Annotated in this window: 23 protein-coding genes and 2 pseudogenes; 15 read left to right on the top strand and 10 right to left on the bottom strand. The window is 62.3% G+C overall.

Annotated features, from left to right (window positions below; all coding sequences use genetic code 11):
* Positions 1-77 precede the first annotated feature (77 nt).
* Complete coding sequence (locus V1279_RS01070; protein WP_334446132.1) at positions 78-722, top strand: response regulator transcription factor; 645 nt, start codon at positions 78-80, stop codon at positions 720-722.
* Positions 723-848: 126 nt separating this feature from the next.
* Here V1279_RS01070 and V1279_RS01075 read toward each other — a convergent pair whose 3' ends face one another.
* Positions 849-1070 carry a hypothetical protein gene (locus V1279_RS01075; protein WP_334431698.1) on the bottom strand — a complete coding sequence of 74 codons (222 nt, stop codon included), beginning with the start codon at positions 1068-1070 and terminating at the stop codon, positions 849-851.
* A 158-nt stretch (positions 1071-1228) separates the two neighbouring features.
* On the opposite strand from V1279_RS01075, the gene V1279_RS01080 reads away from it, so the two are divergent.
* Positions 1229-1441 (top strand): hypothetical protein, encoded by a 213-nt coding sequence (locus tag V1279_RS01080; protein WP_334431700.1) that lies wholly within the window; start codon positions 1229-1231, stop codon positions 1439-1441.
* A 216-nt stretch (positions 1442-1657) separates the two neighbouring features.
* On the opposite strand, the gene V1279_RS01085 is transcribed toward V1279_RS01080, so the two are convergent.
* Positions 1658-2551 carry a LysR family transcriptional regulator gene (locus tag V1279_RS01085; protein WP_334431703.1) on the bottom strand — a complete coding sequence of 298 codons (894 nt, stop codon included), beginning with the start codon at positions 2549-2551 and terminating at the stop codon, positions 1658-1660.
* A 250-nt stretch (positions 2552-2801) separates the two neighbouring features.
* Here V1279_RS01085 and paoA point away from each other — a divergent pair, with 250 nt between their 5' ends.
* The 4 genes from paoA to V1279_RS01105 all read left to right on the top strand — a co-directional run bounded on the left by paoA (position 2802) and on the right by V1279_RS01105 (position 7176).
* Positions 2802-3461, top strand: a complete 660-nt coding sequence (gene paoA, locus V1279_RS01090) for an aldehyde dehydrogenase iron-sulfur subunit PaoA (RefSeq protein WP_334431705.1) — start codon at positions 2802-2804, stop codon at positions 3459-3461.
* Positions 3458-4408, top strand: coding sequence for an FAD binding domain-containing protein (locus V1279_RS01095; protein ID WP_334431707.1), 951 nt, complete (start codon positions 3458-3460; stop codon positions 4406-4408). Before paoA ends, V1279_RS01095 begins: the two co-directional genes overlap by 4 nt.
* A gap of 3 nt (positions 4409-4411) precedes the next feature.
* On the top strand, positions 4412-6616 hold the full coding sequence (paoC, locus tag V1279_RS01100) for an aldehyde oxidoreductase molybdenum-binding subunit PaoC (RefSeq protein ID WP_334431709.1): 2205 nt from the start codon (positions 4412-4414) through the stop codon (positions 6614-6616).
* Between the two features lie 164 nt (positions 6617-6780).
* On the top strand, positions 6781-7176 hold the full coding sequence (locus tag V1279_RS01105; RefSeq protein ID WP_334446134.1) for a (R)-mandelonitrile lyase: 396 nt from the start codon (positions 6781-6783) through the stop codon (positions 7174-7176).
* Between the two features lie 149 nt (positions 7177-7325).
* Here the strand turns inward: V1279_RS01105 and V1279_RS01110 are convergent, their stop codons facing one another.
* The gene (locus tag V1279_RS01110; protein WP_334431712.1) at positions 7326-8231 is read right to left on the bottom strand and encodes an alpha/beta fold hydrolase; all 906 of its coding nucleotides are present in this window, start codon (positions 8229-8231) and stop codon (positions 7326-7328) included.
* An 80-nt stretch (positions 8232-8311) separates the two neighbouring features.
* A complete protein-coding gene (locus V1279_RS01115; RefSeq protein WP_334431714.1) occupies positions 8312-9220 on the bottom strand; it encodes a Bug family tripartite tricarboxylate transporter substrate binding protein in 909 nt (302 codons plus the stop codon).
* 198 nt (positions 9221-9418) lie between these two features.
* Between V1279_RS01115 and V1279_RS01120 the strand changes: the two genes are divergently transcribed.
* Positions 9419-10147, top strand: a complete 729-nt coding sequence (locus V1279_RS01120) for a LysR family transcriptional regulator (RefSeq protein WP_334431717.1) — start codon at positions 9419-9421, stop codon at positions 10145-10147.
* Between the two features lie 275 nt (positions 10148-10422).
* Here the strand turns inward: V1279_RS01120 and V1279_RS01125 are convergent, their stop codons facing one another.
* Entirely contained in the window at positions 10423-10926 is a 504-nt protein-coding gene (locus V1279_RS01125) for a GNAT family N-acetyltransferase (RefSeq protein WP_334431719.1), read from the bottom strand.
* Positions 10927-11506: 580 nt separating this feature from the next.
* Between V1279_RS01125 and V1279_RS01130 the strand changes: the two genes are divergently transcribed.
* The 5 genes and pseudogenes from V1279_RS01130 to V1279_RS01155 all read left to right on the top strand — a co-directional run bounded on the left by V1279_RS01130 (position 11507) and on the right by V1279_RS01155 (position 16619).
* The gene (locus V1279_RS01130) at positions 11507-11932 is read left to right on the top strand and encodes a hypothetical protein (protein WP_334431721.1); all 426 of its coding nucleotides are present in this window, start codon (positions 11507-11509) and stop codon (positions 11930-11932) included.
* Between the two features lie 405 nt (positions 11933-12337).
* A complete protein-coding gene (locus tag V1279_RS01135; RefSeq protein WP_334431723.1) occupies positions 12338-13621 on the top strand; it encodes a lipoprotein-releasing ABC transporter permease subunit in 1284 nt (427 codons plus the stop codon).
* A 795-nt stretch (positions 13622-14416) separates the two neighbouring features.
* A pseudogene (locus tag V1279_RS01140) lies at positions 14417-15585 on the top strand (IS110 family transposase).
* Positions 15586-16157: 572 nt separating this feature from the next.
* A pseudogene (locus tag V1279_RS01150) lies at positions 16158-16292 on the top strand (PhnA domain-containing protein); the annotation flags it as partial.
* 66 nt (positions 16293-16358) lie between these two features.
* Positions 16359-16619, top strand: a complete 261-nt coding sequence (locus V1279_RS01155; protein WP_334431728.1) for a SemiSWEET transporter — start codon at positions 16359-16361, stop codon at positions 16617-16619.
* 97 nt (positions 16620-16716) lie between these two features.
* On the opposite strand, the gene V1279_RS01160 is transcribed toward V1279_RS01155, so the two are convergent.
* A complete protein-coding gene (locus V1279_RS01160; RefSeq protein ID WP_334431731.1) occupies positions 16717-17415 on the bottom strand; it encodes a DUF1013 domain-containing protein in 699 nt (232 codons plus the stop codon).
* A 218-nt stretch (positions 17416-17633) separates the two neighbouring features.
* On the opposite strand from V1279_RS01160, the gene ispH reads away from it, so the two are divergent.
* The 3 genes from ispH to rnhA are packed head-to-tail and all read left to right on the top strand — an operon-like array spanning position 17634 to position 20064.
* The gene (gene ispH, locus V1279_RS01165; RefSeq protein WP_334431733.1) at positions 17634-18617 is read left to right on the top strand and encodes a 4-hydroxy-3-methylbut-2-enyl diphosphate reductase; all 984 of its coding nucleotides are present in this window, start codon (positions 17634-17636) and stop codon (positions 18615-18617) included.
* A gap of 5 nt (positions 18618-18622) precedes the next feature.
* Positions 18623-19603 (top strand): homoserine kinase, encoded by a 981-nt coding sequence (locus V1279_RS01170; protein ID WP_334431736.1) that lies wholly within the window; start codon positions 18623-18625, stop codon positions 19601-19603.
* Positions 19600-20064 carry a ribonuclease HI gene (gene rnhA / locus V1279_RS01175; RefSeq protein ID WP_334431738.1) on the top strand — a complete coding sequence of 155 codons (465 nt, stop codon included), beginning with the start codon at positions 19600-19602 and terminating at the stop codon, positions 20062-20064. The genes V1279_RS01170 and rnhA overlap by 4 nt, the downstream gene beginning before the upstream one ends.
* 188 nt (positions 20065-20252) lie before the next feature.
* Here the strand turns inward: rnhA and V1279_RS01180 are convergent, their stop codons facing one another.
* The 4 genes from V1279_RS01180 to V1279_RS01195 form a co-directional block, all read right to left on the bottom strand.
* Complete coding sequence (locus V1279_RS01180) at positions 20253-20738, bottom strand: peroxiredoxin (protein WP_057854710.1); 486 nt, start codon at positions 20736-20738, stop codon at positions 20253-20255.
* Between the two features lie 109 nt (positions 20739-20847).
* On the bottom strand, positions 20848-21399 hold the full coding sequence (locus tag V1279_RS01185) for a DUF924 family protein (protein ID WP_334446135.1): 552 nt from the start codon (positions 21397-21399) through the stop codon (positions 20848-20850).
* Positions 21400-21420: 21 nt separating this feature from the next.
* Positions 21421-23103: a long-chain fatty acid--CoA ligase gene (locus tag V1279_RS01190; protein WP_334431740.1), complete on the bottom strand. Its 1683-nt coding sequence runs from the start codon at positions 23101-23103 to the stop codon at positions 21421-21423.
* Positions 23104-23279: 176 nt separating this feature from the next.
* Positions 23280-24728: a D-alanyl-D-alanine carboxypeptidase family protein gene (locus tag V1279_RS01195; protein WP_334431743.1), complete on the bottom strand. Its 1449-nt coding sequence runs from the start codon at positions 24726-24728 to the stop codon at positions 23280-23282.
* Positions 24729-24822 lie beyond the last annotated feature (94 nt).

A 24822-nucleotide genomic window follows, 5' to 3' on the forward strand; every position in this document is an offset into this window, starting at 1 on the left:
ATTCTAGCTCCCGCAACCCAAGATTTCTCTTTTCAAATATCGCCAACCGCCTATTTATTCCGGTAGGGGATTAAATGATGCAAAATTCTACCAGATCGGCAACGAAGGTCCTGATCGTCGACGACCATCCGGTGGTTCTGTCGGGTTGCCGGTCGCTGTTTGCGTCGGACAATTCCGTGAAGATCGACGAGGCCACCGACGCCAAGTCCGGCCACCGCGCCTACGTGACGAAGCGGCCCGACGTCACGGTGATCGATATCAAGCTTCCGGATGTCTCCGGTTTCGAACTGATGCGGCGCATCCGCAAGGACGACCCGGACGCCAGGATCATCATGTTCAGCATGAATGACGATCCGGCGTTCGTGGTTCGCGCCATCGAGATGGGCGCGCAGGGCTATGTCTCGAAGAGCGACGATCCAAGGATGCTGGTGAAGGCCGTCCGCAAGGTGGCCGCGGGAGACAATTTCATTTCACCGCAACTGGCGGAGGCGGTGACCTTTTCAGGCGCTTCGATCAAGGCCAATCCGGCATCGCAAATGACGGCGCGCGAGCTGGAAATCCTGCGGCTGCTCGGCCGCGGCGACAAGATCGTCGAAGTCGCCGATGCGCTGGAGATTTCCTACAAGACGGTGGCCAACACCACATCGCTCCTCAAGCAGAAGCTCGGCGCCAAGAACCATTCGGATCTGATCCGGATCGCGGTGGAGATGGGGCTCGGCTGACCGCCGGCTGAATCATCACTCTTAATCACCGAACCGGCCGCGCCTCGACGGCGCGACCGTTCGCATCGCGGGCCTTCGCGTGTCGTCCGGGCAATGGGAGTGACGAACGCGAATGCAGCGAAAGCCTTACCAGCGGCGATGGTGACGCCATTTGTGATGACCGCGGCCCCTGTACCACCCGTAATGGTGTCCGCGTCCGCAGTGCCAACGGCCGTGGCCACGACCGCGCCCGTGCTTGACCTCAATCACTCCGCCGTCCTGCGCGGCCATCGGCGCCATGCCGAGCCTGGCGGAAGCGGATATGGTCATAGCCAGCAGCACGAGACCAATCAGGGCGATACGTCTCATACGATGTCCTCCCGTTCGCGTGGTTGCGACGTCGGGCACAAGTTCCCTGTGGAACGTTTTGTTCCGGCGCGCATGAAGTAAAATAACAAGGGCGTTCGTGGTTATTGACGGGAAACTTTGGCAACGTGCGCCTCGATGGTCGATGGCAGGAGCGGTGAATGGCTGACTCGGATATCGTGGAGACCGCCTGCGCACGGGCGTGGGGCGTTTACCTCCTGATCAACCGCGGCATTGATGAGAATGACGCACGGCGGGACAAATTGAAGCATTTCGTGCGCATGCGCTGCGAAGCGGGCGACAACGAGACGGAGTATCTCGCGGTCGAAGGTCTCAAATATCTCAAGCAGCTGGACGGGTCCCGGACCGGCTAGGCGTACGCCGCCGATGGTCGGACAATCGAGATTCTCGTCGGGAAAAACTGGAACAATCGATTTCTTCGCGAGTTGCCGGTTTGCATCGTCATGGATTTTGGTCGAGGCCGAAACCAGTATGAAAATCGTGAAGGTCTGCACCAGTAATTAACGACAGACCCTTCCAGGAGAGAGGGCCGCAAGCGTCGCTTGCGGTCCTTTTTTCGTTTGGTGGCATCAGCCCCGGTAACGCAGCGCCGCGACCAGCACGGCAAAGGCCGGCGTTAGCTGACGGCGGCTCGGGTAATACAGGTGATAGCCTGAAAACGGCGGGCACCAGTCGGCCAGCACCCGGATCAGGCGGCCGCCGGCGAGATGGGCCTGCACCTGGTCCTCGGGCAGATAGGCGAGGCCGAGCCCGGCCAGCACCGCGTTCATCCGCAACGTGATGTTGGTGAATACCAACTGGCCGTCGACCCGGACCCTTAGCGCGCGCCCGCGCTTTTCGAACTCCCAGGCGTAGATCCCGCCATAGGTCGGCAATCGGATATTGATGCAGCTATGGGCCACGAGGTCCTGCGGCTTGGCGGGCTTGGGGTGAACAGCGAAATAGCCGGGCGTGCCGACCACCGCCATGCGGAAATCCGGTCCGATGCGCACCGCGATCATGTCCTTGGCCACCTGCTCGCCGAGGCGAACGCCGGCGTCGTAACGCTCCGCGACGATGTCGGTGAAACCGTAGTCGATGTTCACCTCCACCTTGATGTCGGGATATCGCGGCAGCAATGACGCCAGAGCAGGCCAGAGGATCGTTACCGCCGAATGCTCGGCCGCGGTGATGCGGACGGTGCCGGCCGGCTTGTCGCGCAGCTCGGTCAGCGCGGACAGCTCGGCGTCGATCTCCTCCAGCTTCGGCGCCACCGTTCGCAGCAGGCGCTCGCCCGCCTCCGTCGGTGCGACGCTGCGGGTGGTGCGGGTCAATAGCCGCAGACCGAGCCGCTCCTCCAGCCCGCGGATCGTATGGCTGAGCGCGGATTGTGAAACGTCGAGCTGGGCTGCCGCGCGGGTGAAGCTTCTCTCCCGCGCCACCACCAGGAACGCGAGGAGATCATTGATGTTCTGCCGCGCCATTCATGAATCCATTTCATAAGTACAAGCTGATTGTACCACCTAATCGAAGCCCGGTGCAGCCGTTAGCTTTTGTTGTGAGTCGGCAAGCGTAGCCGCCATCCCGGCAGCGTCGCCTCTTTCAATCGTGAACGCCGGAGAGGAACAGCCAAAACGCGGCGCGGTTACACGATGTGCGACCGGATGTTTGATGCGGACGCCCAAACGGGCGCGCCGAACGCGATTCGCACGACAGCAGAATGGGAAACACGACATGCAAGGTCCGAGCGACTTCGAATTATCGCGGCGTAAATTGTTGTTGGGAACTGCCGCATCGGTGGCGACGACTGCCGCAGCGTCGGTCGCCTATGCCCAGACTCCAGCGGTTCCAGCCCGGCCCGCCACCGCTGCAGCCTCTGCCGTATCGCACGTATCCTTCAATGTGAACGGCACGGCGCGTGAGATCATCGCGCTTGACGCGCGGACCACGCTGCTCGATGCGCTGCGCGATCACTTGCATCTTACAGGCACCAAGAAGGGCTGTGATCACGGACAGTGCGGCGCCTGCACGGTCATTGTCGGTGGGCGGCGGATCAATTCATGCCTGACACTCGCTATCATGCATGAGGGCGACAGCATCACGACCATCGAGGGGCTGGGTCTGCCCGAGAGCATGCACCCGATGCAGGCCGCCTTCGTCAAGCATGACGGCTATCAATGCGGCTATTGCACGCCTGGGCAGATCTGCTCGGCCGTCGCGGTGCTGGATGAGATCAAGGCCGGTATTCCGAGCCATGTCAGCGCCGACCTGAACGCAGCCCCACAACTGACCAACGCCGAGCTCCGCGAGCGCATGAGCGGCAACATCTGCCGTTGCGGCGCCTATTCCAACATCGCCGAGGCGATATCAGAAGTTGCCGGGAGACAGGCATGAAATCCTTCACCTACCAGCGCGCCGCCACCCCCGTCGAGGCCGCAGCCACCGCCATGGGCGCCCAAGAGGCAAAATTCATTGCCGGCGGCACCAATCTGCTCGACCTTATGAAACTCGAGATCGAGACCCCTGCGCATCTGATCGACGTCAACGGCCTTGCGCTGGACAAGATCGAATCCACGCCGGAGGGCGGATTGCGGATCGGCGCGCTGGTGCGCAACACCGATCTCGCCGCCGCCGCGCGCGTGCGGCGCGACTACGGCGTATTGTCGCGTGCGCTGCTCGCTGGCGCCTCGGGTCAGTTGCGCAATATGGCGACGACCGCGGGCAATCTGCTGCAGCGCACCCGCTGCCCATATTTCTATGACACCAACCAGCCTTGCAACAAGCGCCGGCCCGGCAGCGGCTGCGCGGCGATCGGCGGGTTCAGCCGTCAGCATGCCGTGGTGGGCGGCAGCGAAGCATGCATCGCGACCCATCCGAGCGACATGGCGGTGGCCATGCGCGCGCTCGACGCGACGGTGGAAACGATACGTGCCGACGGCGCGACGCGAACGATGCCAATCGCGGAACTGCATCGCTTGCCCGGCGATACGCCGCATATCGAAACGACGCTCATGCCAGGCGAACTGATCACGGCGGTGACGCTGCCGAAACCGGTCGGGGGGATGCACATCTATCGCAAGGTGCGTGACCGTGCGTCTTACGCCTTCGCGCTGGTGTCGGTTGCTGCCATCGTGCAGCGCGACGGCACCGGGCGCGTTGCGCTCGGCGGCGTCGCGCCCAAGCCGTGGCGCGTTGAAGCCGCGGAGGCCCAGATGCCGCGCGGCGCCAGGGCCGTCGCCTCGCAGTTGCTCGCCGATGCGAAGCCGACACGCGAGAACGCATTCAAGCTGTCGCTGGTCGAGCGCACGCTCGGCGCGGTGCTGACCGAAGCGAAGGGCTGACACATGAAGTTCGAAACATCAGCTACGACAAACCCGATCGACCAGCTCAAGGTGATCGGCAAGCCCGCCGATCGCATCGATGGTCCGCTCAAGACCACCGGCCGCGCGCGCTATGCTTATGAGCGCCACGATGTCGTTTCGAACCCGGCTTATGGCTATGTGGTCGGCTCGGCCATTGCCAAGGGACGAATCGCCTCGATCGATCTCACCCACGCCAAGGCTGTGCCCGGCGTGCTCGCGATCGTCACGGCCGACAACGCCGGCAAGCTCGACAAGGGCAGGCTCAACACTGCAAAACTGCTCGGCGGTCCCGAGATCCAGCATTATCACCAGGCCATCGCCGTCGTCGTCGCGGAAACGTTTGAGCAGGCGCGCGCCGCGGCACAGCTGATCCGCGTCGATTACGTCAGGGAGCAGGGCGCGTTCGATCTCGCTTCACTGCTGGACAAGGCGAAGCCGAATCCCATCACCGGCGGTCCCGGCGATACGGCGGTCGGCGACTTCGCCGCCAATTTCGCTGCCGCGCCGGTCCGGCTCGATGTGCGCTACTCAACGCCCGATGAAGCGCACGCCATGATGGAGCCGCACGCGACGATCGCCGAATGGGATGGCGACAAGCTTACGCTATGGACCTCCAACCAGATGATCGCCTGGAACAAGGCCGAGATGGCCAAGATCCTGGGCATGCCAATGGAAAACGTCCGCCTCGACTCGCCATTCATCGGCGGCGGCTTTGGCGGCAAGCTGTTCCCGCGCGCCGACGCGCTGCTGGCGGCGCTCGGCGCCCGCGCCGCGAAACGGCCGGTAAAGGTGGCGCTGCAGCGTCCCCTGATGTTCAACAACACCACGCATCGACCGGCAACGATCCAGCGCATCCGCATCGGGGCGACGCGGGACGGCAAGATCACGGCGATCGGTCATGAAAGCTGGTCGGGCGATCTGCCGGGCGGCAAGGCCGATGGCGCAGTCGCCCAAACGAGGCTGCTGTATGCAGGCTCACACCGCATGACCGCCACGCGGCTCGCGACGCTCGATCTGGCCGAGGGCAATGCGATGCGCGCGCCGGGCGAGGCGACGGGCATGATGGCGCTGGAGATCGCCATGGACGAAATGGCCGAGAAGCTCGGCATGGATCCGATCGAGTTTCGCATCATCAACGATACCCAGGTCGATCCGGAGAAGCCGGAGCGTCGGTTCTCGCAGCGTCAGCTCGTCGAGTGCCTGCGCACCGGCGCCGAGCGCTTCGGCTGGAGCAAGCGCAACCCGCAGCCGGGCAGGGTCCGCGACGGACGCTGGCTGGTCGGCATCGGCGCAGCCGCTGCGTTCCGCAACAATCTGCTGATGAAGTCGGCGGCGCGGGTGCGGCTCGACAACAAAGGGGTCGTGACCGTCGAGACCGACATGACCGATATCGGCACCGGCAGCTACACCATCATCGCGCAGACGGCGGCCGAGATGATGGGCGTGCCGCTTGAAAAGGTGCAGGTGCGCCTTGGCGACTCGGCCTTCCCGGTGTCGGCGGGCTCCGGCGGGCAGTGGGGCGGCAATAGCTCCACCGCGGGCGTCTATGCCGCGTGTGTCAAGCTGCGCGAGGCGGTCGCGCAGAAGCTCGGTTTCAATTCCGCGGAGGCGGAGTTCGCCGATGGCGAGGTGCGCGCGGGCAATCGCAGCGTGCCGCTGGCGCAGGCTGCGGCCGATGGCGGCATCACGGCCGAAGACGAAATCGAGTACGGCGATCTCGCCAGGAAGTACCAGCAATCGACCTTCGGCGCGCACTTCGTCGAAGTCGGCGTCGATGCCGCAACCGCCGAGATCCGCGTGCGGCGGATGCTTGCGGTGTGTGCCGCCGGCCGCATCCTCAATCCGAAGACGGCGCGCAGCCAGGTGATCGGCGCGATGACCATGGGCGTGGGTGCTGCGCTGATGGAGGAGCTCGTGGTCGACAAGCGCGCCGGCTTCTTCGTCAATCACGATCTCGCGGGCTACGAAGTGCCGGTTCATGCCGACATCCCCCATCAGGACATGTTCTTCCTCGACGAGACCGATCCGATGTCGTCGCCGATGAAGGCCAAGGGCGTCGCCGAGCTCGGCATCTGCGGCGTGGCGGCAGCGGTTGCCAACGCGGTCTACAACGCGACGGGCGTGCGCGTCCGCGATTATCCGATCACGCTCGACAAGCTCCTGGAGCAAATGCCGGACGTGGGTTGAGCGCTCGGATCGCGCGCGGCCGCGTATCATCTCGAAGCTCGCCGCAAGTGCCTTTAGGGGAAAGCACCATGATCACGCGAAGACGCCTGCTCGCCACCACCGGCCTCGCGGTGTTGGCAGCAGGCACCACGCCGGCTGTCCCGGCCAAGGCAAGGAACGGAACGATGGAAATCAAGCGAAGCGGTTCACAGCCCTCCGGCAAAGGGCCTGCCGAATATTTTACGGGCAGCGTGCGCGTCGATCCGCTCTTCCAGGCGGCTGACCCTGCGCGCGTCGCCGGCGCCAGCGTCACCTTCGAGCCCGGCGCGCGGACGGCATGGCACACCCACCCCTTGGGCCAGACCCTGATCGTCACATCCGGCCGCGGCTGGGGTCAGGTCTGGGGCGGGCGGGTCGAGGAAGTTCACCCCGGCGACGTCGTCTGGTTTCCGCCCGGCGAGAAGCACTGGCACGGTGCGACGCCGACCACAGCCATGACGCACATCGCCATCCAGGAGCGGCTCGACGGCAAGGCCGTCGACTGGATGGAGAAGGTCAGTGACGAGCAATACCGGGCTTGATTGAACGCGGTTGTCTTGAGGGTTTGATCGGTGCGGCTGGGATGTCCGCTGTGCCCCGATCGCGACCAAATTCCACATCGCACCGAAATGACGCGATGTGCCAAAAACGGAAATGGAGACTCTCTAGAGCCGCTTAAGCGTTTAACGCATCAGTGCTTGGCTAGAAAAGCGAGCACAGCCTCATCGTAAGCGTCAGGGTTCTCGGAAGGCACGGTGTGTGAACTTCCGGCAATGACGATCCTCTGGTGGTTTGGCAAGCAGACCCCCAACTCATCTACAATCCGGTAAAAGAATCTGGGGCTTCGCTCGCCATTCGACAATAGTACCGGGGCATTGATCGCCCTGGCCATTTCGCACGTGAAAATCGGCCTCGGGCGTTTTGTCGTGGCATCGGCTTGGTACGACGCCACGTTGTCCAAATTCATCATCTTGTCGGCATCGGAGCGGCGCTCATAAGCGCCCGGTCCACCGACGGCGTTTACGAATAGCGGTATGCCGGCTTTCGCGTCGCCAGCCTTGAGTGCCTGCCTTGCTGGCGCAAGACCATTGGCCCACGCTTTCAACATATCAGCGACGTCGGGAACGCCGACCAAAATGCCAGTGGCCGGCGGTTCATTGAGTGCTAGGCTGACGACCATCTCTGGATGCGAGGCAGCAAAAAACAGCGCGGCATGCGCGCCCGAGGAATGCGCAACAACCCGAACTTTCGATAAGCCTAGAGCCCGCACGAACGCAACAAGGTCTTCACCGTGCGCATCAGCAGCCCCATCCGGCATACCGTCCGGACTTACATCGTTCGGATAATTGTTGCGGCGGCTGTATGCTATTGCGCGATAACGACCAGCGAACTTTGGCAGATGTCCGGCCCACATTCGGTAGTCTTGAAGGCCGCCGTGAACAAATATTAGCGGCTCGCCTTGGCCGACTTCAACATAAGAAAACTCAGTGCCGTTGGCGGAAATGCGTCTGACTTCATCGGCCATAGCTATGACGGTCAAGGCTGCGCTAATGATTAAAGCTACTACCGTTGCCCGCGCAAAATCGCGACGCGTCATGCCGGACGTTCCGACATTTCGCGATTGCTTTGGGCCGCAAGGTCGAGACGCTTGAGAACGGGCGGTCCGCCAATGGCAAATCATTCGGGCTGAAGACCGATCCGGTTGATAACCTTGTGCCATCGCTCGGCTTCCTCCTCGACAAAGCTGCTCGCCTCGGCAGGCGCCGTTTCGACAAGCGTCAGTGAAAGAGCCTTCAGGCGGTCGGCGACCACGGGCGACTTCATGGCGGAGACAACATCGGCCGATATCTGTTCCACGATCGGGCGTGGCGTCGCACGCGGCGCTGCGATCGCGAACCAGGTCAGGGATGTGAAACCGGGTATCTGCCTGGAGATCGGCGATACATCGGTGAGACCCTTGATCGGGTTGGCATCCGCCACCGCGATCGCCTTAAGCTGACCGCTCTGAATCAGCTGCTTGGCATCAGATAGGTTGACGAACATGAGGTCGACCTGGCCCCCAACGAGATCGGTCAGCGCCTGAGGATAGCCCTTGGCATAGGGAACATGAACCAGATCGATCCCGGTTTCGAGTTTAAGCCATTCCATGGTCAGATGCGGCGTGCCGCCCCGGCCGGTTGATGCATAGTTGAGCTTACCCGGTGACGCCTTAGCGAGCGCAATCAATTCCGGCAGGTTCGAAGCCTTGAGCTTCGGATTGGCAACCAGCACATTGGGAGACCTGGCTAGGATGGTCGCAACGGCAAAGTCGGACGGCTTGAAAGTCAGCGACCTGAACAAGAACTGGTTGACCGCAAGCGGCGGCGGAGGACTTGCAAGCAGCGTATAGCCATCCGCCCTCGATTGTCCGACATAGGCCGCACCGACATTGCCGGAGGTGCCAACACGATTTTCTACGATAACGGCCTGCCGCCACTTCGCCTGCAACTGTTCGGCGATCAGGCGCGTAAGCGAATCCAGTACGCCGCCAGCAGCAAACGGAACGACGATGTAAACCGGTTGGGCCGGAAATGCCTGAGCCGACACAGCGCATGGGTTCGCGGAAAGCGCAACGGCGAGCAAGGAGAGCAGGACAAGAAAATATCGGTGTCTGCGCTGCAACATAGATCGACGGCCTCAAATTCAATTACACTGGCATAGTGCGCCGCTGTCCTATAAAAAAACCAATAGAAATAGCGGAACCTCCTATCAGAAAAAGGCATAGCGGTGGTCTCGGTCAATTTCATGAGCCGGCGCCTCAAACTGAGGGATTTGCACATGCTCGAGGCCGTATCGGCCGCTGGCAGCATGGCCCGCGCTGCGGAGCAGCTGGCAATCTCTCAACCAACCATTTCGAAGGCGATCGCGGATCTCGATCGTGATCTCGGCGTGGCATTGTTCGACCGCAGTTCGCGCGGCGCCGAGCTGACGCCGAGCGGATATATTTTGCTGCGGCGCGGCCGCGCGATGCTCGATGAACTGCAACAGGGCTTGCAGGAGATCGAGAACCTTTCCGATCCGACCGTCGGCGAGGTCCGCGTCGGTGCTGTCGATGCTTGGTCGGCGTATATTTCTATAGTCGTGGAGCGAACATCACGCCGTTATCCGAAGATTATCTACAAAGTCGTGTTCGGCGACAGCGACACTCTTTTCACGGCGCTACGTAACCGGACACTTGACGTGGTAATTTCGCGCGCCGTGCTTGCGCGATCCCAACCGGACCTCGACACGGAGGTCCTTTTCCACGATCGGGTCACAGTGGTAACCTCGGCTGCACACCCGCTGGCCCGCCGGCGAAACATAGCCCTTCGTGATTTGCTGGACGAACGCTGGGTGATCGGCCCCCCTGACTCATTCCTCTACCAACTGATGCTGGAGGCCTTTCAGGCCAAAGGGCTGCCGATGCCCAAAGCGATGGTAACGACTCTTTCGATCCAGTTGCGACTGGACCTGCTGCAGAGCGGGTATTCATGATGGACCACCCCGGCCGGAAGGGTCGCATCAAGGCGTTGCCGGTCGACCTCGGCGATATCGCAGGACCAATGGCTGCGGTGACGCTGAAAGGCAGGCAGCCGGCCGGGGCCCTAAAACTGGTCCTGAATGAAGCAAGAGCAATCGGAAGATCGATTTCCGTAGGGAAATAAGCTACCCACAAAAAACACCGCAGTTCAGCCGACTGGCGTACGCTTCGTTCTTTTGGGGTCACAACTATGTCCATTAGTCGTCAGAATCCTGGACTCATCGATCGATCATGCAATATAGGCGACGACAACATAGGCGACGCCGTCATGTGTGAATTCGGCAGCTTGCCGCATTCCAAGCTTTGCATGCGCCGAAAGCGACGCGGCATTGTCGCGTCGGACAAACGCGACGCCTTCTCGACCCCTCAATCGCTTCCGTAATGCCTGAAACATTGCAGAAATTAGTCCGCGGTTCCGTTCATCCTCGGCTATGCATACCGGACCATGATTGTAAGGATTGCTCGACCCCGGATAAGCTCGGAGCTTCGCCTGGATAATTGGCATGTTCGCTGCCGCTGACAATGGACTTGAGACGAGATACCCGACGATACGCCCTTCCCGCCGGGCGACGATGATTGGCATCTCGGAAAGCACGCGTTCGAACCAGTCGCTGGAAAATTCGATGGAAAGTGCCCCGCCATTGCTGCGCAGATTGAGGCTCTGAAGGGCTACGATTCCGGGAATATCATCAGTCGTGGCGAGGGCAATTTCGCAATCCGAAACAGTCATCATGGTGTCCTTCGGCGACTTACCGCCGACCGATATGCCGCAACAAGCGCCGTTGCGAACAAGCGCACTGATCAGTGAGCATATCAGCCCGCAAGTCCGCAGCCAGGGGGCAGTCCAGTTTAGGATAAAAATCGACTTTTCGGGGGTGTCGGCTTTGGGTCTTGGCCGTGTGAAAACGCAGCGCCGAGCAAATTGCGGAGAAAAGTATTTCTTGGGAAGCTCGCTCTAGGAGCGTGAAGAGCATGCTGAATTTCGGCGCCGTGGCATCTCAGAAGCAGATTCTCTGCCCTTCCCGAGATTCCACGTTTTCACACAGCCAGGGTCATTCGCGTCGTTTGACCGGACCATGGCGACTTCCGGTCTACCCCGGTGAATGGATATTCTCAGGATAGGCGGGCATGTCCCAGAAGGTGCCAACAGCGGACATGTGTTGGTCGGGGAGGGATGTCAGTTGTATAGGGCTAGAACCATGATTTAATCGGTATCGCGCACGAGACGGGCAACCGAGATACCCAAGCGGGGGACTGTCCAACGATCGCCATGAACGCCGGGGAGTTTGGGTGGGCGAAACGACCGGACCACCATGTCCTCTAGCTCCAACACAAGTATCGCCAAGAAAGCTCGCACAAGGGCCGAGGCGGATTTTGCCACTTGGCTAATGATGGCCAAGCTCGGTGGGTTCGATGACCTTCCGCCAAACGCACAGAGCTTTCTGACTAATTATCGGGCCCGACTGGAGACGATGAGCGAGGCCGAGTCCACGGCCCTGGCCGTTCGCGAGATTTACAGCGCCTATTACAGCGAAATGGGCGGCGTGGGCGCGGCGCCGGAACCAAAAGCTCGCACATCAACGACAGAGGGCAAAGTCGTTCGGGTCCAGAGACGGCCTAAACCTCAGCCCGGTCTATCGGCTGAGCGCCATTCGACGAGGCCACTGATCCGAAAATCCCTCCCGGCACTGCTGATTTTCGCGATCATGGTGGCTCTGATTGTCGTTCTGACGCAGTAACACACAACGGCTGACCCGCTGTACCCTTAACAAGGCCACAAGTTGAGTTGTGAATGGCACGCTGTTTGATCCCACTAGCGATGTTCGCGATTTTGGCTTCCGGGTCAGCAAGCGCGCAAAATTGTTGGACCTACCCATCCGGCCCGTCCCGATTTTCCTGTTTGAGTGCCAAGCATCCTGGGCTGATTGCCCGGCGAGAACGGTGCGAGCAAGAGGCAGCGAACATGGGTCTTCGCCCCCATGGGGGTGGGGGCGCCTTGAAGGGCTATATGACTGCCTGTATGCAGCGCAGCCGCCGTTGACTCAATTTTGTGGATCGGCATCCCCGGCGACAACATCCGAAATATGGCAGTGGATGAAGCTTCCCCACTAGCGTGAGCATTCGAATCCTGCCGAAAACGCGCTATGATTGGGGCCATGGAGAATCCCCCGCGCCCATTGCCTTTCTCAGCATTCGAATGGTTGGTGTCCGGGCGCTACCTGCGAGCGCGTCGCAAGGAAGGCTTCATCTCCGTCATTGCCGGTTTCTCGTTCCTCGGCATCATGCTTGGCGTTGCGACGCTGATTATCGTGATGGCCGTCATGAACGGCTTTCGCAAGGAATTGATCGACAAGATCGTCGGCATGAACGGCCATCTTGTAGTGCAACCACTCGAACAGCCGCTGACGGATTGGAAGGACGTCACTGAGCGCATCAGTCAGGTTTCAGGCATCCGGCTTGCGGTTCCCGTGGTGGACGGTCCGGCGCTGGCATCGTCGGCGCAGAATGCCTCAGGGGTACTCGTTCGCGGCATTCGCCCCGATGATCTCAATAAACTCGCCTCGATCGCCAGCAACATCCAGCAGGGCTCGCTGAATGCATTTGAGCAGGGACAAGGCGTCGCCATCGGACGCAGGCTTGCCGATCAATTGTCGCTCCGGGCCGGCGACAACATCACGCTGGTCGCGCCTGGCGGAGCCGTGACGTCGAAGGGTGCAGCGCCTCGTATCAAGCCGTACAAGGTCGCGGCGGTGTTCAGCCTCGACATGTCGGAATATGATTCCGTGATGGTTTTTCTGCCGCTTGCCGAGGCGCAGGCCTATTTCAATCGCGCCGATGACGTGAGCGCGATCGAAGTTTTCATCGAAGCCAGCCCCGACAGGGTCGACGAATTCAGAAGGCCGGTGGCAGACGCCGCCGGGCGGCCGGTGTTCCTTGTCGACTGGCGCCGGCGCACTTCAGCCTTTTTCGCTGCACTTCAGGTCGAACGCAATGTCATGTTTCTGATCCTGACCTTGATCGTGCTGGTCGCCGCGCTGAACATCGTTTCGGGCCTGATCATGCTCGTGAAGGACAAGGGCAGCGATATCGCCATTCTGCGCACCGTGGGCGCCTCGCGAGGGGCGATCATGCGGGTGTTCCTGATCGCGGGTGCTGCGATCGGCGTGGTCGGCACGCTGACCGGGCTTCTCGTCGGCATGCTGGTTTGCCTGAATATCGAAGCTATCCGGCAATTTCTTTCCTGGATCACCAATACCGAATTGTTTCCACCAAAACTCTACTTTCTGTCGAAGCTGCCGGCGGAGATCGATGTCGGCGAGACCGCCGCCGTTGTGGTCATGGCGTTGACGCTGTCATTCCTCGCGACGCTCTATCCATCATGGCGCGCCGCGCGGCTCGATCCGGTCGACGCGCTTCGATATGGGTAGCTGGACGCGCGGGCTCCGCATGTTCGCGCGCGATCTTTATTTTGTAGGGTGGGCAAAGGAGCGTTAGCAACGTGCCCACCATTTCACGCTCGCTCGTGATGGTGGGCACGCTTCGCTTTGCCCACCCTACTGACTGCGAACTGATTTGCTTTGCGCGCAAGCACAATCTCGACGCACAACCGCGACAAATCAACACGACGGGCAAATCACCCAAAACCTGTCCAGCCCTTCCCGCAAAAATATTCCGCTTAACTTCCAAAGCAAATCATCGGCATAACTCTGCCCGTCTCACGGCAGATGAGGGGCGTTGGCCATCGTCACGAACGTGCGGTGAGATGCGATGGACGCGAGAGCTGCGACTGACGTGTGCAGCTTGAGCGTACGGCGAAGTCGTGTGGTTCGGGCGCCGCGGTGCTGGCGCTAAGTTGGCGGGAAGTGTCCCGCCGGCGATGGTGGCAAGAAAGCCGTTCACCAGGGAGAGCACGAAGTAAGCCGTAAAGCCATTGCGCAGGGAAGGCCGGAATGCTCCCGCTGCCCTGTATGCTCGTGTGCACTTTTGTTTGCGCAAATCGCACACGGGACCGCGGGTGCAGCAAGCACCCGGTCTTCCCTGCGCCCTCTAATCGAAGAGGGCGGGAAGTTTTCAAGCAAACCTCGGGCAGCTCATGTCGCGAGATCGCGAAGTCATACTCCATTGTCGTCACCCGCGAATGCGGGTGATCCAGATGCTATGGGGGGAGCGGCGGCGAGGGTGTGGATACCCTCGAGCGCCGTGATCACGCAATGGAGCACCCCATGTCGCAATCGTTTGACGCCAGCAGGTCCCTCACCGCCTTCGAACAGGATAGCACGTTGGTCGCAGTGATCGAGATGAGCCAGTCGAAGTGGCTTGTTGCGGCTGTGATCCCGGGGGTCGAGCGCCAGCCCCTGAAGAAGCTTGGTGCAAATGCGGACGCTCTGCTGAAGCTGTTGCAGCGCTGGCAGGATGAAGCGCGCAAGGCCGGGCGGACGGTCAGGCGGATCGTCTGCGCCTATGAGGCCGGGCGAGACGGATTCTGGCTGGCGCGCTGGCTGCAGGCGCGCGCCATCGAGGCCTACGTCATCCATGCCGCAAGCATCGCAGTGTCCCGCGAGCACCGCCGGGCCAAGACCGATCGGATCGATACGGAACTGCTGATGCGCTCGTTTCTCGGCTGGCTGCGTGGCGAGAAGCGCCATTGCAGCATGGTCGCGATCCCGACCATGGCGGAAGAAGATGCGCGGCGGCCGAGTCGTGAGCGGGAGAGCCTCGTGGGCGAGCAAACACGGATCGTCAACCGGATCAAGGCTGTCCTCGCCCTGTTCGGCATCGGCGGGTTCAATCCGAGGCTGCGCAAGGCGGCGCAGAAGCTGGAGACACTGCACACCGCGGAAGGAACACCGTTACCGGAAAATGCCCACGCCGAATTGCGCCGCGATCTGGAGCGGCTGCGCCTGGTGCACGACCAGATCCACATCATCGAAAGTGAACGGTTGCGCCGGCTCGCGCTCGCGCCGGCCGCAACGACAAGGCCTCACGCGATGGTTCGTCTGATCGCAAGGGTTTTTGGCGTCGGCATTGAGACCGCCGACATGCTGGTAAATGAGGCGTTGGTGCGCAAGCTGCGTGATCGCAGAGCCGTGGCGCGCTATGCTGGACTAACCGGCGCGCCGGACGAGAGCGGCAAGCGCCGGCGCGAGAAGGGACCCGCGCCGGCAATGGTCGGGTCCGTCGCGGCATGATCCAACTGGCCTGGCGCTTTCTGATCTTCCAGAAGGATAGCCGGCTCGTCCGCTGGTTCCGCGAGCGCACCGCAGATGGCCGCAGCGCCACGCGCAAAACCATGATCGTGGCGCTGGCGCGCAAGCTGCTCATCGCGCTGTGGCGGCTGGCAACCACCGGCGAGATGACGGAGGGGCTCAGGCTGCGCCCGGCCGGCACTTGACCATGCAGCTTCCGCAACTCCAACACGATTGACGGTTCAGCAGCCGGCAGTCTGCCGACGACATCCGAGGTGGCGGTGATCCGCCGGAATACATGGCCTTTGCGCCGCGACCCAGAATGGACCCGCCGCCCCGGAGCTTCGCCCCCCGATGCGCATGCATGCATCATGGTTCTGGTCCCGATCGATCAACCGAATACAAGTCTGCGACGCGGTATCGCGTCCACGGTGGGCTCGCCTCGGAAATCGTCCCTATGCCGCTAACGCCAAACCTCGTCCCGCCCTCAAGCCTGCCGCCGGGCTCACGACCGTCAAGGGCTGCGTCGCTCCGCGATGGCCTGCGGCCACCCTTGACCGTCGTTCCGCCCAGGCGGCTAGTCGTCTCGGGGTCGGGACGAGGAGATGTCGGTCTTCGTCGAACAAGGAGACGACAGCAATGATCTGACAACGATCACTCTTGATCACCCCCATACAAGTATTCCAGAGACGTCAGCGATTCAGCGGAGAAGCCGCGGCGTACTGGATACCCCGCCGGAGCCTGTCATCGGGCGCGCATTCGCGCGACCCGTTGGCGGGGCACGACGACCGTGCTCAAGCGCGGCACCACGATCAAGAACATCCACCTCACCGATAATGAGGACGAGATCGAAGGCCGCACCGACAAGGTCAAGGGCTTGGTGCTGCGCACGGAGTTCTTGAAGAAGGCGTGAGGGGTGGATCGGCTCACCCGGTCATCCTTCGCAAATCCATCTTCGAATCGATGCTATAAGACCGGCATGGAACAACTTGCAATCAAGCTGCTGGGGTTTGCCGCAGCCACGTGTACGACCCTCGCTTATGCACCGCAGTTCGTGAAAGTCTGGAGAACCCGCTCCACCGAAGACATTTCGCTTGGAATGTTCCTCGTCATGGTGCTCGGCATCCTGCTTTGGCTGTTGTATGGCCTGCTTTCCGGAGATGCACCGCTGATCGTTGCGAATGCGATTACGATCGTGCTGGCCGGCGGAATCCTCTTGATGAAGCTCAAGTACGGTTGAAGCGCAGCCAGCCGGCCCCGCAGTATTCGCCGCAAACAAAACGCGGCGGGATGAACCGCCGCGTTCGAAATCTGGCAACCCGAATACGGGGAGCCCCTTACTCCTCGTCGTCGTCCTGCTTCTTGCCGCCGATCGTCTTCAGCTTTGCAAACACCGCGTCGACGTTGAGGTCGTCCTGCTGCTTTTCGCTCGGTTCGAATTCCGGCTCCTTCTTGGTGGTCTCGGAGGCCGGCAGCAGCGTCGCGCCGCCGTAAGCCGCGGGCACCGGCTTTTCCTTGGCCGCGCGCTGCACCTCGAAATCGAGCTCGATCTGCGAGCACAGGCCGAGCGTCACCGGGTCCATCGGGGTCAAGGTCGAGGCGTTCCAGTGCGTGCGGTCGCGGACGCTCGCGATGGTGGTCTTGGTGGTGCCGACCAGGCGCATGATCTGCGCGTCCTTCAGCTCGGGGTGGTTGCGGACCAGCCACAGGATCGCGCTCGGCCGCTCGTGGCGGCGCGACACCGGGGTGTAGCGCGGGCCCTTCTTCTTGGCAGCCGGCGGCAGGACGACCTTGCTCTCGCCGAGCTTGAGGCGGTAATTCGGGTCCTTTTCGCCCTTTTCGATCTCGTCGCGGGTCAATTGTCCGGTCGAAATCGGGTCCATGCCCTTGATGCCCTGGGCGGCGTCGCCGTCGGCGATGGCGCGGACCTCCAGGGGGTGCATTTTGGTGAAATCGGCCACCTGGTCGAAGGTCAGCGCGGTATTGTCAACCAGCCACACGGCAGTCGCTTTTGGCATCAGCGGTGCATTGCTCATGGCAAATCTCCTTTGTGCCTCGCCCACCTCTTTTGGAGGCGAAGCCTATGGTCATCGGTGATGACGGGAATTAGGGCGCTATATACGCCTTCCCGGGGTATTGGCGCAATGGTCTGCTAAAGTGCCTTGACAGAGCCCGAAAGCAGTCCCAAGTCCTTATCCGAATTGGCCGTTCCCTGCCCGCCGGCAAGGGGTGATTCGGTCCCGAGATAGCCCCGATGCCTTCTGTGTCAACGCCAGCCAAACCACACCTCAGAATCGTGCTTTGTTCTCCCCGTGGTTTCTGCGCCGGGGTAGTGCGGGCCATCGATACCGTCGAGCGGGCGCTCGCCATCTATGGCGCCCCGGTCTATGTCCGTCACGAGATCGTGCATAACCGCTACGTGGTCGACAGCCTGAAGACCAAGGGCGCGATTTTCGTCGAGGAACTCGCCGAAATTCCCGACAATACCAACGCTCCGGTGGTGTTTTCGGCCCATGGGGTTCCAAAATCGGTTCCGGCAGACGCCCGCGCCCGTAATTTCTTTTCGCTGGACGCGACTTGTCCGCTGGTCACGAAGGTGCACCGCGAGGCTGCGATCCACTTCAAGCGCGGCCGAGAAATTCTGCTGATCGGGCATTCTCATCATCCGGAGGTGGTCGGCACGCTCGGCCAGTTGCCGGCCGGCGCGGTGACGCTGATCGAGACCGCGGAGGACGCCAAGACGTTCACGCCGAAGGATCCGAACAACCTCGCCTTCGTGACCCAGACGACGCTGTCGATCGACGACACCGCGGAGATCGTTGCGCTGCTCAAGGAGCGCTTCCCGAACATCAACGGGCCGCACAAGGAAGACATCTGCTACGCCACCACCAACCGCCAGCTCGCGGTCAAGAAAGTGGCCCCGGTGGTCGATGCTTTGATCGTGGTCGGCGCGCCGAATTCGTCGAACTCGCAGCGCCTGCGCGAAGTCGCCGAGCGCGAGGGCTGCCCGGTCTCGGTGCTGGCGCAACGCGCCTCGGATCTCGACTGGTCGCGCTTCGAGGGCATCAAGAGCCTCGGCATCACGGCGGGCGCGTCCGCGCCGGAGGTGATCGTCGAGGAAATCATGGGCGCCTTCGCCGAGCGCTTCGAATTGCATGTGGAGACGGTGTCGGCCGCGGAGGAGAACGAGTTCTTCCCGCTGCCGCGTTCGCTGCGGCCCGAAGCTGCCGCCGAGTAGTCGCGATGGCGGTTTACACCGACGTCGCCGCCGAAGATCTCGCGGAGTACCTGAAAGGCTACGACATCGGCGAGTTGCTCTCCTACAAGGGCATCGCCGAGGGCGTCGAGAACTCAAACTTTCTGCTGCATACCAGCAAAGGCGCCTTCATCCTCACGCTCTATGAAAAGCGCGTGGCGGTGGACGACCTGCCGTACTTCCTGTCGCTGATGGCGCATCTGGCCGAGCGCGGCGTGCGTTGCCCGCAGCCGGCGAGGAATCGCAAGGGCGAGGTCTATAGCGAACTAGCCGGGCGTCCTGCGGCGATCATCAACTTCCTCGAAGGCATGTGGCCGCGGCGGCCCAATGCCTCGCATTGCACCGGCGTGGGCGAAGCGCTCGCCAGGATGCATCTGGCGGGGCGCGACTTCCCGATGTTCCGCAAGAACCCGCTGTCGGTCGAGGGCTGGCGGCCGTTGTTCGATCTCGCCGCGCCGCGTGCGGACAGCGTCGCGCCCGGCTTGCAGGACTTCATCGCGCGCGAGCTCGATCACCTCGAAGCGCGCTGGCCGAAAGATCTGCCGCCCGGCGTCATCCATGCCGATCTGTTTCCCGACAACGTGTTCTTCCTCGGCGATAAATTGTCGGGGCTGATCGACTTCCCGTTTTCCTGCAACGACATGTTGGCCTACGACGTCGCGATCTGCCTGAACGCGTGGTGCTTCGAGCCGGATCATGCCTTCAACGTCACCAAGGCGCGGGCGCTGCTCAATGCCTATGGCCGCGAGCGCCAATTGTCTGATACCGAGCAGGAGGCGCTGCCGCTGCTGGCGCGCGGCGCGGCGCTGCGTTTCCTGCTGACGCGGCTGGTCGACTTTCTCAACGTGCCGCCGGGCGCGCTGGTGAAGCCAAAGGACCCGCTCGAATATGTCCGCAAGCTGCGCTTCCACCAGAACGTCGCGAGCGTGCGCGATTACGGCCTGACCCAGCCAGGATGCGTCGCTTGAGCGAACTCCCTCACGTGACGGTCTTCACCGACGGCGCCTGCTCGGGCAATCCCGGCCCCGGCGGCTGGGGCGCCATCCTGAGATTCGGCGACAAAGAGAAGGAACTGAAAGGCGGCGAGGCACACACCACCAACAACCGCATGGAGCTGATGGCGGCGATCTCGGCGCTGGAAGCGCTGAAGAAGCCGTGCGTGGTCGACCTCACCACCGACAGCCAGTATGTCCGCCAGGGCATCACAGCCTGGATCCACGGCTGGAAGCGGAACGGCTGGCGCACCGCCGACAAGAAGCCGGTCAAGAATGTCGAACTATGGCAGCGGCTCGATGCCGCGCTGAAACCGCACCAGGTGCGCTGGCACTGGATCAAGGGCCACGCCGGCCACGCCGAAAACGAGCGCGCCGATCAATTGGCGCGCGACGGCGTGGCGATGGCGCGGTTGCAGGAGAGGGTGGGGAAGTAGGGTTGCGCTCGTAGGGTGAGTAGCGCAGCGAAACCCACCATCCGCGCTGCGAGAATGGCGGGAGCCATCCGCCGTCATGCCCGGGCTTGTCCCGGGCATCCACGTCTTCACTTCGGTCGAGCATCAAGACGTGGATGGCCGGGACAGGCCCGGCCATGACCAATTCCTTGAGGCGAAGGCGCTTGCTCTCAGAGCTGCCCCAGCAGCGTATCGCCGCCGGAGACCTCGACCTTGCCTGGCGCGGGCTCGAGGTTGAGCTTCTTCACCACGCCGTCGTCCACCAGCATCGAATAGCGCTTGGAGCGGATGCCCAGCCCGTTGCCGGAGGCGTCGAGCTCCATGCCGATCGCCTTGGTGAAATCGGCATTGCCGTCGGCGAGGAACACCGCTTCGTCACGCTGGTCGGTGTCGCGCTTCCAGGCGTTCATGACGAAGGCGTCGTTGACGGAAACGATGGCGATGGTGTTCACGCCCTTGTCCTTGATGGCATAGGCGTTGAGGAAGATGCTCGGCAGATGCATCTTGTGGCAGGTGCCGGTATAGGCGCCGGGCACCGCGAACAGCGCGACCTTCTTGCCCTTGAAAATATCGTCGGTGGTTTTGACCTGCGGGCCTTCCGCCGTCATCACGCGAAACTTGGCCTCCGGCAGCTTGTCGCCAACTTGGATTGTCATCGTCAATTCTCCCTCAATGAGCGGATAGTTTCTTAGACCGGGCGGGTGACCGGCACAATATTCAGGGCAAGCGAAACGGCAACGGTAGTGGTCGTTCACGCTTCCGTCATCAGGGGGAAAAGCCCCCTTCATCCAGGAAGGCCTGCTCCTCTAGCGTGGTCGCGCGGCCCAAAAGGCGGTTGCGATGGGGGAAGCGGCCGAAGCGCCGGATGATGTCGGCGTGGTGTTCGGCCCATTTCAGGCTTTCGGTGTGGCCGGCCGCGCGCGACAGCTCGATGCAGCGCAACTGGTCGGCCAGGTGCTCCGAATGCATCAAGGGCAGATAGAGGAATTCACGTAAAGCGGGATCGATCCGCGCATCCACGCCGCGATCGATGGCGCGGTGCGCCACCTCGCGCGCGAGGCGGTCGCTGGCATAGGTCCCGATGTCGCCGCGGAACATGTTGCGGGGAAACTGGTCGAGCACGATGACGAGCGCCAGCGCGCCGTCATCGCTCGTTTCCCATGAGGATAGTTCGCCGGCCGCCGCGCGCTGCCACAGGCCGAGAAAGCGCCGGCGCACCTCCGCGTCAAAGGCGTCGTCGGGCGTGTACCAGCGGTCGGGGCCGGCATCACGCCAGAACGCCAAAATGCCGGCCGGCGTGATAGGAGCTTCAGCCATCAACAGCGGTCCGTGCACCCCTTACGCCGCGGCCTTTTTCTCATCGCGCAGCTCGCGGCGCAGGATCTTGCCGACATTGGTCTTGGGCAGGTCGGTCCTGAACTCGATCTGCTTGGGGACCTTGTAGGCGGTGAGCTGCGTGCCGCAGAACTTGATGACGTCCTCCGCAGTCAGGTTCGGGTCCTTCTTGACGATGAACGCCTTCACCGCCTCGCCCGACTTCGCGTCCGCGACGCCGATCACGGCGCATTCGAGTACGCCGGCATGGCTTGCGATCACTTCCTCGATCTCGTTGGGATAGACGTTGAAGCCCGAGACCAGGATCATGTCCTTCTTGCGGTCGACGATCTTGGTGTAGCCGCGTTCGTCCATCACGCCGATGTCGCCGGTGCGGAAGAAGCCGTCCGCGGTCATTACGTTGGCGGTCTCTTCCGGCCGGTTCCAGTAGCCGGCCATCACCTGCGGGCCCTTGGCGCAGATCTCGCCGGGAGTGCCGAGCGGCACTTCGTTGCCCTCATCGTCGCGGATCGAGAGATAGGTCGAGGGCACGGGAAGGCCGATCGTACCGGAGAACTCCTCGATGTCGGCGCGATTGCAGGTCAGCGTCGGCGACGTCTCCGACAGGCCGTAGCCTTCCGACAGTGTGCAGCCGGTGGTCTTCAGCCATTTCTCGGCAACGGGCTTTTGCGTCGCCATGCCGCCGCCGTTGGAGATCTTCAGTTTGGAGAAATCGAGCTTGTCGAACCCCGGTGTATTCAACAGGCCGTTGTAAAGCGTGTTGACGGCCGGGAAAAAGCTGACCTGATACTTCGCCAGCTCCTTGACGAAGCCGGCCATGTCGCGCGGGTTGGGAATGAGCAGATTGGTGCCACCGGCGCGCACTCCGAGCAGGTAACACGCGGTCAGCGCGAAGATGTGATAAAGCGGCAGCGCGCAGACGATGACCATCTGGTCGACAATCGGCGGCTTCTTCAGCGCCGGCTGCAGCCAGGCGTCATTCTGCAGCACGTTGGCAAGGATGTTGCGGTGGAGGAGCGTCGCGCCCTTGGAGACGCCCGTGGTGCCGCCGGTATATTGCAGGAAGGCGACATCATCGAGCGTGAGCTTCGGCTTGCTGAGCTTCAGGCTGCGGCCGGCGGCGAGCGCCTCGTTGAACGAGACTGCGCCCGGGATCGACCAGGCCGGCACCATCTTCTTTACCTTGCGGACCACCAGGTTGACGATCACGCCCTTGAAGCCGAGCAGATCGCCCATGCTGCCGACGATCACGTGCTTGACCGCGGTCCGTGCGATCACCTGCTGTACCGTGGTGGCGAAATTCTCCAGAACGATGATCGCCTCGGCGCCGGAATCCTTGAGCTGATGCTCGAGCTCGCGCGGGGTGTAGAGCGGGTTGACGTTCACCACGGCATAGCCGGCGCGCAGCACGGCGGCGGTCGAGACCGGGTATTGCAGCACGTTCGGCATCATCAGCGCGACGCGGGCGCCTTTTTGCAGGCCCTTGCTCTGCAGATAGGCGCCAAGCGCGGCCGACATTTCGTCGAGGTCACGGTAGCTGATCGACTTGTCCATACAGATGAATGCCTTGCGGTCGGCGAACTTCGCAAAGCTTTCTTCCAACAGCTCGACCAGCGATGAGTACTGGGTGACGTCGATATCGGCTGGCACGCCGGCCGGATATTGCTTGAGCCAGAACCGCTCCATGGTATTTCCCCTCTGGTTGTTTCCCTGTTTCTCGGCCGGGCGCGCCTTGTTTTCGGCAGTATTGTGAATGCCGCCGCCGATGGCAAGCGGCTGCGTGCTATCGACGCATTTCGGCGACCTGGAATAGTTCGGCCGAATGGCAGAAAAACTGCCAAATTACGCGGCCGCGTGGGCCGTTAACCAGCCGGCTTGGTTTCGCCCTTGGGTTTAGCGGCGGCCTTCGGCTTGGCCGGCTTCGGCGCGGGCTTGTCTCCGACGGCCGCGGGCTTGGCGGCTGCGGGTTGGGTGGCTGCGGGTTTGGTGGGTGGCTTTCGTTCGGCCGCAGCGGCCGGCTTGGCGGCAGTCTCCGGCTTGGCGTTCGCATGCCTGACGGCCGCAGGCTTGGCTGACGGCTTTGCGTTGGCTTCAGCCTTGGGCGCTGCCGCGGCATCGGGCTTCTTCGCTGCAATCTTCGACTTCTTGCCGCGCTTTGCCGACGCCTGCTTCTCGGCCTCCGCCGCAACGGCCGCGATCAATGCGGCGCCGGTCTTGGTCGGACCGGTATAGACCGGAACGGGCTCGGAAGGCTCGGCCGCAGCCGCCAGCAGGTCCGCGGGCTTGGCTAACGGCGGCTGCAGTCCGGCGGTGAAGAACGTAACCGCCGCCTCGCCGGTCGACGCGCTGCCGTTGCTGGCGACGACGTCGGCATCCTCGTCGGTGGCGGGACGCTTGCGTTTGCCGTTGCACATCTCATCGCGCAGGTTCGGCGGCGTCGCATCGATCGGAACCAGGTTGTCGACGGTGCCGAGCGCGGGCTTCAGCCAGCCCAGCCCGTTGCCGCCGAAGCCGCGCTCCAGCAATTGCGCCGCGCGAACCGCGCGCGCCTGTCCCGACGATGCGCCGAGCACGACGGCGATCAGCCGCTTGCCGTTGCGGGTCGCGGAGGCGACCAGATTGTAGCCGGAAGCGCAGATGAAGCCGGTCTTGAAGCCGTCGGCGCCCGGATAGCGCCCGATCAGCTTGTTGAAATTCTGCGTCACCCTGCGGCCGTAGCGGATCGAGGGGATGTGCATGAAGTATTCGTATTCCGGCAGGTCGCGAATGACGGCGCGTGCCAGGATCGCGAGATCGCGCGCCGAGGTGACCTGTCCGTCCGCCGGCAGGCCGTTCGGATTGACGTAGCTCGTCTGCGTCATGCCGAGCCTCGAGGCGGTCTGGTTCATCATGCCGGAGAAACCGTCGACTGATCCGCCGACGCCTTCGGCGAGCACCACGGCCATGTCGTTGGCCGACTTTACCATCATCATCTTCAGCGCGTTATCGACGGTGACCTGGGTGCCCGGAGGAAAACCCATCTTGGACGGCGACTCCGAGGCGGCGACCAGCGACACTGTCAACAGCGTGTCGAGCGACAGACGCCCTTCCTTCACGGCCTTCAGCGTGACGTAGGCGGTCATGATCTTGGTCACCGAGGCGGGATACCAAGGCATGGTGGCGTTATCGGCCTGCAGGACCTTGCCGGTATCGGCTTCGACGACCAGCAGCGCTTCGGCGTGCACGGCGCGCGGCGTCACGACGGCAAGCGCCGTCGCCAGGAAAATCCAGTTCAACGAGGAAGCGCGAAGCAGCGGGCGAAGAAAATGCACTTTTCCGTTCCGGTCCTTTGAGACCCGCCTTGAAAAAAGGAGGTCCTCTCGATCTAACGTTCGGGTTTCAAGCGTGTCCGGCGCCGTTGCTTTG

Origin of the sequence: Bradyrhizobium sp. AZCC 1610 (assembly GCF_036924515.1) — a bacterium.
Classification (GTDB): Bacteria; Pseudomonadota; Alphaproteobacteria; order Rhizobiales; family Xanthobacteraceae; genus Bradyrhizobium.

Bases quoted from the DNA above. Each gene is read 5' to 3' on its own strand.
- V1279_RS01095 (WP_334431707.1), top strand. From the start codon at position 3,458: ATGAAATCCTTCACCTACCAGCGCGCCGCCACCCCCGTCGAGGCCGCA.
- V1279_RS01070 (WP_334446132.1), top strand. From the start codon at position 78: ATGCAAAATTCTACCAGATCGGCAACGAAGGTCCTGATCGTCGACGAC.
- V1279_RS01080 (WP_334431700.1), top strand. From the start codon at position 1,229: ATGGCTGACTCGGATATCGTGGAGACCGCCTGCGCACGGGCGTGGGGC.
- paoC (WP_334431709.1), top strand. From the start codon at position 4,412: ATGAAGTTCGAAACATCAGCTACGACAAACCCGATCGACCAGCTCAAG.
- V1279_RS01075 (WP_334431698.1), bottom strand. From the start codon at position 1,070: ATGAGACGTATCGCCCTGATTGGTCTCGTGCTGCTGGCTATGACCATA.
- V1279_RS01120 (WP_334431717.1), top strand. From the start codon at position 9,419: ATGAGCCGGCGCCTCAAACTGAGGGATTTGCACATGCTCGAGGCCGTA.
- V1279_RS01105 (WP_334446134.1), top strand. From the start codon at position 6,781: ATGGAAATCAAGCGAAGCGGTTCACAGCCCTCCGGCAAAGGGCCTGCC.
- ispH (WP_334431733.1), top strand. From the start codon at position 17,634: ATGCCTTCTGTGTCAACGCCAGCCAAACCACACCTCAGAATCGTGCTT.
- V1279_RS01125 (WP_334431719.1), bottom strand. From the start codon at position 10,926: ATGATGACTGTTTCGGATTGCGAAATTGCCCTCGCCACGACTGATGAT.
- V1279_RS01185 (WP_334446135.1), bottom strand. From the start codon at position 21,399: ATGGCTGAAGCTCCTATCACGCCGGCCGGCATTTTGGCGTTCTGGCGT.
- V1279_RS01130 (WP_334431721.1), top strand. From the start codon at position 11,507: ATGTCCTCTAGCTCCAACACAAGTATCGCCAAGAAAGCTCGCACAAGG.
- V1279_RS01135 (WP_334431723.1), top strand. From the start codon at position 12,338: ATGATTGGGGCCATGGAGAATCCCCCGCGCCCATTGCCTTTCTCAGCA.
- V1279_RS01170 (WP_334431736.1), top strand. From the start codon at position 18,623: ATGGCGGTTTACACCGACGTCGCCGCCGAAGATCTCGCGGAGTACCTG.
- V1279_RS01155 (WP_334431728.1), top strand. From the start codon at position 16,359: ATGGAACAACTTGCAATCAAGCTGCTGGGGTTTGCCGCAGCCACGTGT.
- paoA (WP_334431705.1), top strand. From the start codon at position 2,802: ATGCAAGGTCCGAGCGACTTCGAATTATCGCGGCGTAAATTGTTGTTG.
- V1279_RS01190 (WP_334431740.1), bottom strand. From the start codon at position 23,103: ATGGAGCGGTTCTGGCTCAAGCAATATCCGGCCGGCGTGCCAGCCGAT.
- V1279_RS01160 (WP_334431731.1), bottom strand. From the start codon at position 17,415: ATGAGCAATGCACCGCTGATGCCAAAAGCGACTGCCGTGTGGCTGGTT.
- V1279_RS01085 (WP_334431703.1), bottom strand. From the start codon at position 2,551: ATGGCGCGGCAGAACATCAATGATCTCCTCGCGTTCCTGGTGGTGGCG.
- V1279_RS01180 (WP_057854710.1), bottom strand. From the start codon at position 20,738: ATGACAATCCAAGTTGGCGACAAGCTGCCGGAGGCCAAGTTTCGCGTG.
- V1279_RS01110 (WP_334431712.1), bottom strand. From the start codon at position 8,231: ATGACGCGTCGCGATTTTGCGCGGGCAACGGTAGTAGCTTTAATCATT.